The sequence below is a fragment of the Spirosoma endbachense genome, from assembly GCF_010233585.1.
Classification (GTDB): Bacteria; Bacteroidota; Bacteroidia; order Cytophagales; family Spirosomataceae; genus Spirosoma; species Spirosoma endbachense.
Genome location: NZ_CP045997.1, coordinates 6,748,448 through 6,762,137 on the forward strand (window position 1 = coordinate 6,748,448; position 13,690 = coordinate 6,762,137).

Annotated in this window: 9 protein-coding genes; 4 read left to right on the top strand and 5 right to left on the bottom strand. The window is 45.7% G+C overall.

Annotated elements, in window-relative coordinates:
- Positions 1–462: 462 nt before the first annotated feature.
- Positions 463–906: a hypothetical protein gene (locus tag GJR95_RS27565; RefSeq protein WP_162388920.1), complete on the top strand. Its 444-nt coding sequence runs from the start codon at positions 463–465 to the stop codon at positions 904–906.
- Positions 907–1,063: 157 nt separating this feature from the next.
- On the opposite strand, the gene GJR95_RS27570 is transcribed toward GJR95_RS27565, so the two are convergent.
- Complete coding sequence (locus GJR95_RS27570; protein ID WP_162388921.1) at positions 1,064–1,288, bottom strand: hypothetical protein; 225 nt, start codon at positions 1,286–1,288, stop codon at positions 1,064–1,066.
- Between the two features lie 272 nt (positions 1,289–1,560).
- On the opposite strand from GJR95_RS27570, the gene GJR95_RS27575 reads away from it, so the two are divergent.
- Both GJR95_RS27575 and GJR95_RS27580 read left to right on the top strand, forming a co-directional pair.
- Positions 1,561–4,077: a PAS domain-containing sensor histidine kinase gene (locus tag GJR95_RS27575; protein WP_162391884.1), complete on the top strand. Its 2,517-nt coding sequence runs from the start codon at positions 1,561–1,563 to the stop codon at positions 4,075–4,077.
- A gap of 105 nt (positions 4,078–4,182) precedes the next feature.
- Complete coding sequence (locus GJR95_RS27580; protein ID WP_162388922.1) at positions 4,183–4,626, top strand: response regulator; 444 nt, start codon at positions 4,183–4,185, stop codon at positions 4,624–4,626.
- A 115-nt stretch (positions 4,627–4,741) separates the two neighbouring features.
- Here the strand turns inward: GJR95_RS27580 and GJR95_RS27585 are convergent, their stop codons facing one another.
- On the bottom strand, positions 4,742–5,527 hold the full coding sequence (locus GJR95_RS27585; RefSeq protein WP_232540880.1) for a class I SAM-dependent methyltransferase: 786 nt from the start codon (positions 5,525–5,527) through the stop codon (positions 4,742–4,744).
- A 1,239-nt stretch (positions 5,528–6,766) separates the two neighbouring features.
- On the bottom strand, positions 6,767–7,414 hold the full coding sequence (locus tag GJR95_RS27590; protein ID WP_162388924.1) for an arginine-tRNA-protein transferase: 648 nt from the start codon (positions 7,412–7,414) through the stop codon (positions 6,767–6,769).
- A gap of 518 nt (positions 7,415–7,932) precedes the next feature.
- Between GJR95_RS27590 and GJR95_RS27595 the strand changes: the two genes are divergently transcribed.
- Positions 7,933–9,951, top strand: coding sequence for a M13 family metallopeptidase (locus tag GJR95_RS27595; protein WP_162388925.1), 2,019 nt, complete (start codon positions 7,933–7,935; stop codon positions 9,949–9,951).
- A gap of 197 nt (positions 9,952–10,148) precedes the next feature.
- Here GJR95_RS27595 and GJR95_RS27600 read toward each other — a convergent pair whose 3' ends face one another.
- The gene (locus GJR95_RS27600; protein ID WP_162388926.1) at positions 10,149–11,699 is read right to left on the bottom strand and encodes a glucuronyl esterase domain-containing protein; all 1,551 of its coding nucleotides are present in this window, start codon (positions 11,697–11,699) and stop codon (positions 10,149–10,151) included.
- A gap of 23 nt (positions 11,700–11,722) precedes the next feature.
- On the bottom strand, positions 11,723–13,690 hold the full coding sequence (locus GJR95_RS27605) for a sialate O-acetylesterase (protein WP_162388927.1): 1,968 nt from the start codon (positions 13,688–13,690) through the stop codon (positions 11,723–11,725).

Sequence of the window (13,690 nt, forward strand, 5' to 3'; positions counted from 1 at the left end):
AGCCACATGAAGATGTCAGCCAGCCCGTAAATCAGTAAAGGTATAATGATAAGCAGGCTGGTAAAGATGGAGTCAATTGCATATTTCATAGTACTGAAAGAAACCTTTGTAGCTTCTTTGTAATCTACTTAACACTAGTTCGACGCTATTAATTTAAGAAAGTACAATAATTCATGTATCTACATGAATTATTATCATCTGGCTACATCATCCTTCTATTTAAATTCTTGACTATCTGACCTTTGCAAAATAATTAAAATTTTATAGGGCTTTCGCTTGGAGCCGTGCCACGGTTTCTACTAGTGCGCGTAGAAACCGTGGCACGGCTCCAAGCGAAAGCCCTAGTTTGTTGAAGCGCGTACCGAAAAGTAAATTTCGTTAACCCCGAAGAAGTTCAATATGATCGTTTATAGTAGTTATAACTATTCTTTCGTTTCCGTACTGAAACATTCCTAAACGCAGATGGTCACGAGTAAACTTCTAACCAGCCTTTGCCTTGCATCGGTAGTCGGTATTACCGGCTGCGTTAGTAATAAGGTAGTCCTGCCCGAACCTGCCCAGACTATTTCCGGCACCTATGAAGCCAAGGCCAATAATGCCGTATTTCCTATTCAAGGGCAAATCTTTCGGCTAACTGTGGAACGAGTAGCCACGGATCGGGTGGATATGACGTTGGTAGCTACAGTTGATGGTCAACCCAGAGACAGCCTTGTTTACAAAAGTGCCCAGGTAGGTCAGCAGGTCACCAGAACAGATCTTCAGGGAGCCTGTGTAAGCTACAGTATAAATCTGACCTCGACCAAAGCAGCGGGTGTGCTGACAATGACTTGTGAAGAAATTAATGTATTTCAGTATAAGATGGATGGTCAGCAGGGAACTGTATCACTCAAATTCAGGAAACTATAACACGGTATAGGCCTACCCGCGCCAAGCCGTCGTATGTAAGTATAAAGTATTATTTATTAGACGGAGCCATAGCCCGCAGGGGAATTTATTGTACATATAACAATAAATTCTATACTTATATACTCAGATAGTAAGGAACTAAATTTAATTGTGTCTTCTACAGGGCTGACTTGATGGACCTAATCGCTTTCACAAAGGTGAACTGGGATGAAAGCCCGCCATAGTTAAGCCCGTCGGCCGATTCGGGGTAGAGTTCTTCATTATAAACTCCCCCATCAGGCAACTCAAAACGAACCTGCATTGGCTTGTCCAGCATCACCCGACCGTCGTCGTGTAGGTAGGCTGTAATGGTAATGCCATCCTGGGTTTCTGTCTTTTGCATGATGTGGTCAGAGTACTTTATAACCAGCATGGCAGAGGCTTTGTTTAGAGTATTTTCGTCAAAACATTTAGCTCGTTTACCGTGTCTATCATATTTCAGTAGTCAGCCATTATAGTTTGAGATAAACCTCTCTTCTATCAGGAAATAATCGCCGAAATCGGTGGCTTGTACATAAACCAGAATACGTACACTCCTGGAAGATTAGCTCTATTTTTACCTTGGAAACCGCAGCTACAAATACGAACTATCCGTTTTTAAGAGGGGGTGGTGAGATGGGTGAACTTACCCGTCAGTATAATTGGGAACAGACCCCAATCGGCACACCCGTCCAATGGCCTCAAAGCCTGAGGACTACCCTGAGTATTATTCTAAATTCCAAATTCCCCATGTTTCTATTTTGGGGAGAGCAACACCTTTGTTTTTATAATGATGCCTATCGTCCCAGCCTGGGGAATGAAGGCAAACATCCTGATGCGCTCGGTCAGCCGGGAGCCCAGGTTTGGCCAGAAATCTGGCCGGTAATCAAACCGTTGATTGATCAGGTACTTGCTGGTGGAGAAGCCACCTGGAGTGAGGACCAGCTTATACCAATCTATCGCAATGGGGAGCTTGACGATGTTTACTGGACATTTAGTTACAGCCCGGTTATTGACGAATCTAATCGTATTGCAGGCGTATTTGTTACCTGCACCGAAACCACTCAAAAAGTAACGAATTTAAAGCACCTTGAAGAAAGTAACCAACAATTGACATTTGCCATTGAGGCCACTGAATTAGGCACCTGGGATCTGGATCCAATCACGAATAGATTTACCGCCAATGCCCGTTTGAAACACTGGTTTGGCCTACAACCCAACGATGAGATTGAACTGCCTTTAGCTATCAACGCAATTGCAGAAAGCGATAGAAAACGGGTAGCAGAAGCAATTAACGAGGCTCTACAATATGGATCAGGGGGCCGATATGACATTGACTATACCATCGTTCATCCAGCAACTCAACAGGAGCGGTTTGTAAAGGCAAAAGGAAAAGCGTGGTTCAACGAGGCTCAAAAAGCTTACCGCTTCAATGGCACCTTACAGGATATAACCGAACACAAAAAAGCGGAACAAGCCTTAATCGAAAGTGAGCAAACCCTGCGCAGTCTGGTGGCCAGCGCGCCATTTCCGATTGGTGTCTATGTAGGCCGTCAAATGCGCATTCAGCTGGCCAATCAGTCGATTATCAATATATGGGGAAAGGGTAATGATGTCGTTGGGAAACTCTATTCGGAGATATTACCCGAACTAGCCGATCAGCACATCTACTCTCAGTTAGACAGTGTTTATACAACTGGTGTTTCTTTCCATGCCAGGAATCAGCGTGTAGATATTCAGGTAGATGGTAAATTACAGCCCTATTACTTTAATTATAGCTTCACTCCTCTTTATGATGCCGACGGCCAGGTGTATGGTGTAATGAACACGGCCGCCGAAATAACAGACCTGGTACTGATCAAGCAGAGCCTGGAAAAAAGCGAACAACGCTTGCGGGGTGCCATCGAACTGGCCGAGCTGGCTACCTGGAGCATGGATATTCAAACCGGCACGTTTCATTATTCGGAACGTTTTATGGAATGGCTCGGCTTTTCAGAAAGTACCAAGAGCCTGGATGAAGCCTACAACCCCTTGCCAGACGAGCACCGACAGTCTGTTGCAGATGCTATAGCTGCCGTCATTCAGTCCGGTTCATCTGGCTTTTATGACAATGAACATCCAATCATTAACCGACTTACGGGTCAAATACGTATTATTCACGCTCAGGCACAGGTTTTCACGGATTCTGACGGAAACCCGGCTGTTCTAAGTGGTACGGCGCAAGACGTTACCGAGCACCGTAGAATCCAGTTAGCGCTGGAACAGCAAATCCAGCAGCGGACAGAAGAACTCGAAACTGCCAATGAAGAATTAGCAGCAACAAATGAGGAATTAGCCGCTACCAACGAGGAGCTTACGGCCGTTAATGAAGAAGTTGCAGCCGTTAATATCGGACTTGAAGAGTCCAATCAACTGCTTACCCGTTCCAATGAGAATCTGGAGCAGTTCGCCTATATTGCTTCTCACGACTTACAGGAGCCATTACGTAAGATCCAACAATTCAGCGATTTGCTCAAGTCGCGTTATATCGGTTCTCTGGGCGAAGAGCTAGCTTATCTGGAACGGATGCAGTCGGCAGCCAGCCGCATGTCGATGCTGATTAAAGATTTGTTGGCATTTTCCCGCATTTCAATCCGTCAGGTATCAGAGGCTACCGTCCCATTGACCAGCGTCATTGACCAGACACTGGAAAATTTATCGGTAGCCATTGAAGAGAGCAATGCTCAAATCCAGATTGGCACCTTACCCAGTGTGCAGGGTGATGCCTTGCAATTAGAGCAACTCTTCCAGAATCTATTGTCCAATGCCCTCAAATTCAGTCGTCGTGAACCGACAGCCGGAATTTTACCCCAGATCAAAGTAATTGCCTACTATGTGATGGCTACTGACCTCCCTTCTACGATAAAACCTGCCCGACAGGCAACAATTTACTGCTGTATTGAGGTGGTCGATAATGGTATTGGCTTTGATGACAAATATGCAGACCGCATCTTTCAGGTCTTTCAGCGCCTGCATGGTCGAAATGAATTTGCCGGCACAGGAGTAGGTTTAGCCATTTGCCAAAAAGTAGTCGATAATCATGGTGGAGCAATCACGGCTAGCAGCCAACCTGGCAAGGGAGCCACCTTTAGTGTGTATTTACCACTACAATAGATTTGCCAAATTGTATAGCAGAGGCAGTTCTGTTCGTTTCAACTAGCATGATCTATCTCATTTTGTTCACTTTACGTATTTATTAGCGCTTACAACTAATCCTTTATGCAGAAATCGTTGTTTCCCATTTTACTCGTCGATGATGACCCACTGGTTGCAGAAGTTCTTGACCGAGCTGCCAAAACTAATTTTCCAGAGGCATCCTTCATACACATCACTAGTTTCGAAGACGCCAAGTTATATATTGATAACCTGGAGGGAAAAGGCCCTAAACTAGTTTTGCTGGATATAGACTTAAAAGATAAGGTAGATGGGTTAGATTTTCTGGCCTTATTACGAGCACATCCCAAAGGTCGTTTATTACCCGTGGTGATGCTATCGGCCCGTAAAACAGCTAAGTTAGTTGAGCGTGCTTACATATTTGGCGCTTCTTCATTTACGATTAAGCCTTTTAGTTATGCCGACTGGAAAACCTATTTGAGTAACTTACGAACGTACTGGTTTGAGACCGTTACCCTACTTGAAGTTAGACACGAAAAGGAAAGTTAACGGCCAGTCAGCATAAGGTTAGGCGTATCAGTTAATAAAACGGTCAGGAAGAGATTTGAACGCTTCATAGAGATCTGGTTGAGGCAGACCGCGTCTTACCATTGTCGTTCAAATCTTATCGTTTATAGGCGACGACAATATCCTGGAAAGTAGCGGTATTTCTTCGTCCGCACCAACTGCCAGGATAGATAAAATTTTGAGCCGATAAGCCGTAGCGCCCCAGCATAGTCTGTATGGTAGACTGGTCGAAGGCTGTTCCCAGATCCGGGTCTTCTAAACTAAAAACATACCGGCCATCTAACTTATATTGAAAATTATAGGTGCTATTTTCAGTCTTCATGAGTCGACGCGATTGGTCGTTCAATAAAAAGAAGGTAGAAAAACAGCGCCCACCCGGCTTAAGCACCCGGCTGATTTCGGATAAATAATGGTCCACCTCCTGAACGGGCATATGCGTGAAAACCGAAGTCAGAAACACAAAATCGAAGCTGTTATCGTCGAAAGGGAATCGGTAGTTATAAGCCTGATAATTTCCCGATGGATTATAGTGGCTATTGTAGATATCTGCCACTTGAAAATTGAAATTAGTAAAGCGGGGCGTAATGTTATGTAGGCACCAATCGATTCCGTGACCAACTATATCGAACCCTTCATAACGACCAGGGGCAGTGAGGTAATCCGTCAAAGGAACCGCCATCCGACCAATACCACAACCCACATCTAATACCGATTCGTGTGGTTGTAAGCCACCGATGTTAATAAAATGTCGTTTAAACTCCTGGCCTACTACTTTATAGTCTCCAGCACCAATAAAAATTCTGGAACGTGGTGGTGTCAATACGTCACGAAATCCCAGCAGTAATTCGCCGTAATCAATTGCATTCGTGTAAGCCTGTTTCATTGGCTTTTTCAAGAATTGTGGAAGTAGTTGCGTTAACATATAGCGTTAGTATAAAAATGTTCGATAGCAGGTTTATAGTAAAGCGGTGAAAAAGTTAAAGCCGTGATGCTAAAAGTTATGACCAATACTAAAAATGCCCCGATCTGATGGTGTGAAACCAGATCGGGGCATTTTCTATTTTTATTATTGACGCCAGGACTATATAAAAAGCCGGTGCTCGATCAATTGATCGAGCACCGGCTTTTTATTTCTTTTACAGCTTAATACTTAATCTTTCTGTTTCTGTGGGACAATGAGGTCTGAATGGCTTTCCAGGCTTGAGTCTTCAGTTTTTGGTGGAGCTCCTTGTCCCTGGGCACAAACGTTTGACTGCGGTCCTGACCACTGGCGGCCTTTAATTCCCAATAGTTCGTGTCCGAAGTATCAGGTATGGCTGTGTATGTATCTTGATTCATCCCCCTAATTTACGTCAATTACTGCCATAAATCACTATAAATTTGTTGGGACACCCTTTATATTACTATTTTTTTTGTTTTTCCTTGTCAATTACACGGATAGAAAAGGCAAAATAGCCAAGATTTCGAGCAAAGTTCAGGTCACGGCTATTCTGCTGCCAGACGTGGTTAACCGGTTGCACTGCACTCGTTTAAAATTTCCTACTCCAAATTTATTGGCGTCGCCTGCTGTGATTTGGAGTAGTCTATCAGGCTTTATTTAGTATAAAAGCCCCACCCAGCCAATAGCCAGGCAGGAACCCGTATTCCTTCTAAAGTCCTATTTGAACAAAAACAGGCTTATGCATTAGATAGGAATAGAGCCTAAAACCCTAGCCTTCCCGTATAAAATTGATTTTTCGGTAGTTAACCATTCCGTTCAAGGCAAGGATAAAATTCTGGCCTTACGAGGGAGGAGCCATATTTTTTCTGTTACCTTTTGGTTTTTGTGCGTATCAATGAATACAACTACAGTTTTCTGATAGGGCAAGCCTGTAGAATCAGCTACACCTACCTAATCGGACAGCAATAAAGGAACAGTTAATTTTAATGTGGTTGATAACAATCCGGAATCAAGAACGGATTAAGACTAAACGGTAGAATTTAACGATTGTGATTACGTAAAACTGATTTATAATAGCACAAAATGCCTGGCTGATGGCCGGGCATTTTTGTGTCAGGTCATCGCGTCAATGCGAAAATTATCGACGCGATGACCTTTATCTTTTAATGGCAGTAGTGTTTATCAGGCTAATAAAGCAGTTATTGTTCCCCACGAGAAAGGCAACCAGCTTCTCCTATTGCTATCAAATACTTCGGTTGCTGCTTCACAGGGAAATAATTTATAATCAAACTTAGGGTAATTACTAACTAAGTATCCTGGGTAGTAGTAAGCTTTATGCTGAAGTCGGGCGTAATTAATTTTCTGTAGCATGAGGTATTTACCTAAGCTATACTTTCGATAGTCTGGGTGGTAAAAGTTCATAATGCCAGCAATGCTTTGTGAGCCATTGTCAAAGATTCCGGCTGCAATTAACTTATTTCCATCCCGCACTTCAATCACATACGTATCAAACGCATTATAGGTATCTCCATCCAGCAAGCAGCTTTCTACAGAATAGGGAGCATCAAAATTAATGGCACTTTTGTATCGCGCATAAAGCGATTCTAATTCTTCGGTAAGAACGAAAGGCTTGATCTCGACCGAAAATTTCTCATTACTCCTAAGCAATCTAAGTTGCTTTGTTCCATAGTCAACATTTGCCAGCGTAATACGCAACCAGTGAACAGAATAAAGCGCATTATCAAATAGCACAGAGTGGCAGGTAAAAATGTCCTGCTGCATCCGAAAATACCCCATACTCAGGCACAAATCCAGCTTAGTTCCTTTCATCTTCTGGTGCGTATTATTCAGCGGTTGTTACTAGGGTTCAAATTAAATCTATATGTATTAAAAGGGCAAAGCCTATAGCTATGTGTCTTTTAGACTATTCCCCTAACTAAACGATATAACGGGAAGAAATGCAGTCTTGGTTCACAGGTCAGTCTGCATTCCAGGCCAAAATGGTCTGCCCAAATTTACCGTTATGTTGTCCTGAACCCCATAAAGTGAGCCACTAAAAATAGACCGGCCCACCGGATTTTAAAAGCTAACTTTCAGGGGTTTATAAGTCTTCACGTTCAAGCATGACCAAACGTAATTGAACCCCAAACGATAAATAAATTCTGAACGCTGCTGCTGCCAATCGCTTCGTGTGCGCTTATTGACTAGCTTTAGCTTTGCCCAGAAAGCAGAACTCATTCGCAATCGTCGCAAAATTGTTTTCCCACTCACCCAATTCAGACTGGTTTATTTATAATTCTGACGCGAATTAGTTGATGTCCATGGACTACCATCAATAAATAAAAACGATGAAAAGACTACTATGTATCTGTCTAATGCTGTTTTTGGCAGGCGCGTGTAAGCAAGCTTCTATTATGCATACGAAACGCGTAGTCATAACGGGAATAGACGCTTCCAAAAAACCCGGAGATGATTTTTTTTCGTACGCCAACGCTATTTGGTATGATACTGCCCGGATACCGGCCAGTCAAACAGGGGTGGGATCTTATTCCTTTATGAATTTTCCCCAACGCATACGGCTGCAGGGGATTCTGGACAGCGTTTCGGCAGACAAACATCCGGCGGGAAGTCTCGAGCAAAAGGTGGGTGATTTTTATGCGTCGGGAATGGATACGTCCGCCATTAATAAACGCGGGTATGAACCCATCAAGCCACTGCTTGCCCGCATCGATGCTGTGACCGATATTCGTTCGTTATTAACATTGGTGGCCGAAGAACAAAAAGTAAGTGATAGGTCCATTATTGGTTTTTATGTAGGCCCCGACAACAGGCAGAGTACGATCAATATTGCTCAGTTTTCTCAAACCGGCATTGGCTTGCCAGAACGGGAGTATTATTTCAAGACCGATTCGTCAACTCTTTCGATTCAAAAAGCGTACAGAAACTATCTCACTCGCTTGTTTGCATTGACCGGGACTGATGCAACTACCGCGGAGAAAAACGCAACGGTTACCTACGACATTGAAAAACAATTGGCAACCGCCCATCGAACCAATATTGAACGCAGGGATGTAAAGGCGAACTACAATAAACTGGCGGTCGCTGATCTTGCCAAAAAACAGCCGACCCTAAACTGGACAATGTTGTTAAACGACCTAGGTCTAAAGGTTGATTCGGTCAACGTAGCCCAACCGGCTTATTATGACAAGTTGAATACGCTGCTGACATCCGTTTCCATCGGTGATTGGAAAGTCTATTTAAAAGCGCATGCACTAACCAACTATTCGAACTTTTTAAGCCAACCGTTTGTGGATGCGTCTTTTGCGTATGCCAAAATTCTGACCGGACAAGCGGTTAAGAAAACACGAGCCGAAGATATGACCCAGGCAGTCGATGGCTCGCTCGGCGATGCGCTGGCCCAGTTATACGTAAAAAAATACTTTCCGGAAGAAGCCAGGAAACGGATAGCCGTCCTGGTCGACAACCTCAAAAAAGCATTTGAAGCCCGCATCAACAGGCTGGACTGGATGAGTGATTCTACGAAGGCAAAGGCGAAAGAAAAACTGTATGCTTTCTCCCAGAAGATCGGTTATCCTGATAAATGGAGAGATTATTCGAAGGCGGATATAAAAAGAGACGCTTATTTTGAAAATCGGTTGTCGACAAATAAAAACGATTATATCTACAGCCTGGCTAAAGTAGGACAGCGGGTCGACAGAACCGAATGGCATACGACTCCGCCAACGGTAACGGCTTACAACAATCCTCCGCTCAATGAAATTGTTTTCCCGGCCGGTATCTTACAAGCTCCTTATTTCGATGTGAATGCCGATGATGCGCTTAACTATGGCGGTATCGGTATGGTGATTGGTCACGAAATAACGCACTCGTTTGACGATCAGGGAGCACAGTATGATAAATACGGCAACGTGACCAACTGGTGGACCAAAGTCGACTATGAAAAATTCAAAGCGAAAACCCAGCAGGTGATTGATCAATACAATAAGTTTACCGTGCTGGATTCAGTGCATGTAAAAGGTGCCTTAACTGTAGGGGAAAACACCGCCGACATTGCCGGGGTTGCCATTGCCTACGATGCCTTTAAATTGACCGAACAAGGAAAAGACACGACGAAACTGGATGGCTTTACACCCGACCAACGTTTCTTCATCTCGATAGCCAGGATATGGCGGGTAAAAACCAGGGACGCGTATATGGGCATGTATGTAAACACGAATCCGCACTCACCGGCAAGGTGGCGTGTGAATGGCCCTCTGATGAACTTCACGCCTTTTTACAACGCATTTAATGTGCAACCGGGCGATAAAATGTATAAGCCTGAAAATGAACGTATAATCGTTTGGTAGGATTTCGCCTAAACGAATCGATCAACCATAAGAAGGGGTTACGTTCAGTAATGACTATTTACTGAATGTAACCCCTAACTTACTATAGGCCAACCCGTTACAATCATTAGAATTGATTAATCAGATTACCTGCGAAAACGTCTGGTTAATTTTGAGACGTATCAGCATAACCTAATGGGCACATTATTGGCTAAATCCTATTTATTTGTCCGTTCATACCGTAGCAGTTTACTGGCCCAGGGGATGAAAAACTGGAAATTAGGCGCATCCGTATGACCACCATTGTGCTGCCGCCAGGCCAGTTCACCGTCCGTCAGGCCAGTTAGTACGGGTGGCATTTTTTCGGTCGTATAATTGTCACTCACTCCCAAGTCCTTTGCTCCCAGCAGTTTGAATACCGGCCCGGCGGCTACCGTAGCCTTATAGCTCCCAGTCTGGTCGAGCCATTTGGCATCACCTTTTTCGGGTATCCCATAACTGACAAAGGTCGGTCGTGGGGCACAAAGGGCCAGTAATTCGTGCGAGTCAACCGGAAGGTCGCAACCGGTCTTCCGGCCAAAAGACGATTCTTCAGTCGCATATTTTAAGTAATTACCAGCCATCCAGTGATAGCCTCCGCTGTTGGCAAGGCTTTCAACGGCTTCACCGAAAACCCGGCGCTGTAGGGTCGTCCCTCCTTTTCCCGATGAACCGATTAAAACCAGGCCAAAACGCTGATCGAAGGCCATGGTTACTAAAGCTGCTTTGCCATACCGCGACACGCCTTCAATACCAATCTGTCTGGCATTCACCTGGGGTTCGGTCTCTAAATAGTCTAAGGCGCGGGATGCTCCCCATGCCCAGGCACGCAAGGCTCCCCAATCGTCGGGTTTGCGGGCCTGACCTTTGTTCACTAACCCAATGATTCCCCTTGTCAGACCGGCACCGTTATCGGCTTGAATACTGCTGGTTTCTAACGTACAATAACCCCAGCCTGCCGCCAGCAGTTGTTCGGTCGGTGGAGAATCGCCGTTCGGGGCGGGGGCAAAGAAATTGGGACCCGGTAACCTTGTGATAGGCGCATAAGCCGGATACCTGTCAAAAATGGCCTTCATCTCAGGATTTTGCCTGATCATCATCTCCTTGAATGTCGTATTGATTTTTTCCATGTCAGCGAGCGAAGGCTGGGCTGGGGCAGGTAAGGTCGGGGGCAGAAAACCGAACATCATCAAGACGGGTACCGGACCTTTCACATTCTGCGGCAGGACCAAAACCATGTTGATGTTTACGCTGATCAACGGGTAGTCGCTGTTATCGACCCGACCAATCAGGTGTTTGGCTACTACCGGAATGCGGCCTACCAGTTCGTTGTCTGTAACTTTTGTGATCCAGGTTACTTTCGGTACGTTTTTAGGGACCCGGCCATACATTTCCTGCTCAAAATCTTCGATCAGTTCGGGGCGACGGACCTTCCACCACTGATCGGACGTGGTTACTTTTTTCCCATTCTTCGTGGTCAGTACATCGGGCAACTGCGGACAGGGGTCTGCCTGAGCTTCGTCGTAATTCGCGTGATTAGGCTCCGATTCGTTGGGACTTGGACCGGGTCTTAATTTTTTGATGCCCAGTTGCTGCATCATGTTGGCCTGATCCTGAATAGCCGTCCAGGTCTTAAGCGGAGGGTACTTGCTGCTGTCGATGACAATCTGCTGCGCTACACTCCTGTAAGACAAGGCGATAGACAGTGCAAACACCAGGTATTTCTGCATGGTAGTTAGGGGTTAGGAACGGTTTACTGGTCGGTTCGGAAGGGTGAGGCCGGTAGGCCCTCTTTATTGTACAGATTCGGGTTGACCGGGTTATCGGCCCAGGCGTAGCGCACGTATTGGGGATTTGGTACTTCGTCACTCCATACGATTAGTTTATTGCCGTCAATTTTAGCCTTGCCCCAGACGAATTTTTTATCCGGGCCTGCAATGGAGATTTCACTTAACTCTTCGCCATCGTTGGTTGTCAAATCACCGCCTGTATTCGTAAAACTGATGACTAGTTTATTGCCGTCGATGCTTGCCGATTCATACAACGGGCCCGAAGAAATGAGATTTTCCTTGTAGGCGATTTTCATAGCGGCCAGGGCCAATCGGTCGCCGACACCTTTCTTGTTATCGGGGTGAATATCGTTCCATTCGCCCAGATCAATTGCTACGGCCATAGCCGTGTTGGGCACCGACAGAGCCTTGAGTTGCGCTTCCCTCAGCCTGGCCCAGTTGCTTTCCGTCGGTTGGTAATTATAGTCCATAAAACCCGGAAGCTGCACATACAGAAAGGGCAATGGCCCCTGTTTCCACTGGTTTCGCCAGTCATGGATCAAGGCCACCTGTAGCCCTTCGTACTCCTGGGGTTTACCGGCGTTGCTTTCCCCCTGATACCAGCAAAAGCCTTTGATGGCGTAGTTGATTTCCGGGGCTACCATCGCATTGTAGAGCGCCGTTGGCTGATTCTGGGCGTTGATGCCCCCGGCTGGATTGCCTACACCCGCAAAGGGCCGGTAGGCAGTGCCTACTTTATACTGCCAGGTTCCTTTCAGATCAACGGTGTCTGCACCCGCAAAAACACAATACGGCTTATCGGGCACGAAGCCTCCTTTACCAGCGTTGTTGGTCACCCGTACGACAAACACATTCTTACCAGCTTTCAATAGATCAGCTGCAACGTTGTACCGACGTTGCGGATACATATAAGTGGTTTTTCCAACTGATTTACCGTTGATGTAGAGTTCATCGGCATCGACGATTCTTCCCAGAAAAACCCTGGCGGGCTTACCCGTCATCGAAGCGGGTATGTCGATTTCTTTCCGGTACCACACGACGCCATTGAGGTCTTTGATTCCCTGATCTTCCCAATAACCCGGTACGTTGATCGGATGCCAGCCTTTGGGTACATACGAAACGTCATACCATTTTGTGGCACCCGCCAGACCCAAATCAACGGGCGGAGCCGGTCTGTTTGCAGGCTCTGGTGCTCTTCGGGTCAGGCCGGGCCTCGTCAGGCTATTGATGTAGGTCGTGTCTTTGTTCTTTTCAATGGTAGCTTTCAATGCTGAAAAATCAGCCAGCCCTTCCTCGCTCGTCCAGGCTTCGATGGGCGTACCACCCACACTGGCGTTGATGATGCCAACGGGCACTTTATAGGCCGAATGAATCTTTTTGGCAAAGAAATAAGCCACCGCCGAAAACGGCCGAACATCGTCGCCGACTGCTGCTTTCCATTGCCCGTTTGGAAGATCGCTTTGAGTGCCCTGCAGATTTGTTAACGAGGGCACCCAGAACTGCCGGATTTGTGGATAATTCGCTTCTGCAATTTCTTTGGCGTACGTTACGTCATGAATATTCATTTGGTGGACCATGTTGCTTTGACCACTGCAAAACCAGACATCGCCAATCAGGATATCTTTTATCATAAGCTGTGTATCCCCCAAAATGTCCATGCTGTAAGGTCCACCCGCTGGCATAGGAGGCAACGTAAGTAGCCATTTTCCGTCGGCTGCTGTTACGGTTTTATACGTCTTTCGGTTAAAGCGTATGGTGATTTTCTCGCCCGCTTTGGCCCACCCCCAAATCTTGAGCGTTGCATCCCGTTGCAGCACCATACCATCGCTGATTAATTTGGGTAAACGAAGTTGAGCCTGTACATCTATACGTATTGTCAGGAGCAGAATCAGGATGCACAACCCAACTGCGGAGGCAAATCTGGTTGGCAT

Coding starts and splice junctions, on each gene's coding strand:
- GJR95_RS27565 (WP_162388920.1), top strand. CDS start 463: ATGGTCACGAGTAAACTTCTAACCAGCCTTTGCCTTGCATCGGTAGTC.
- GJR95_RS27570 (WP_162388921.1), bottom strand. CDS start 1,288: ATGCAAAAGACAGAAACCCAGGATGGCATTACCATTACAGCCTACCTA.
- GJR95_RS27575 (WP_162391884.1), top strand. CDS start 1,561: ATGGGTGAACTTACCCGTCAGTATAATTGGGAACAGACCCCAATCGGC.
- GJR95_RS27580 (WP_162388922.1), top strand. CDS start 4,183: ATGCAGAAATCGTTGTTTCCCATTTTACTCGTCGATGATGACCCACTG.
- GJR95_RS27585 (WP_232540880.1), bottom strand. CDS start 5,527: ATGAAACAGGCTTACACGAATGCAATTGATTACGGCGAATTACTGCTG.
- GJR95_RS27590 (WP_162388924.1), bottom strand. CDS start 7,414: ATGAAAGGAACTAAGCTGGATTTGTGCCTGAGTATGGGGTATTTTCGG.
- GJR95_RS27595 (WP_162388925.1), top strand. CDS start 7,933: ATGAAAAGACTACTATGTATCTGTCTAATGCTGTTTTTGGCAGGCGCG.
- GJR95_RS27600 (WP_162388926.1), bottom strand. CDS start 11,699: ATGCAGAAATACCTGGTGTTTGCACTGTCTATCGCCTTGTCTTACAGG.
- GJR95_RS27605 (WP_162388927.1), bottom strand. CDS start 13,690: ATGCCAACCAGATTTGCCTCCGCAGTTGGGTTGTGCATCCTGATTCTG.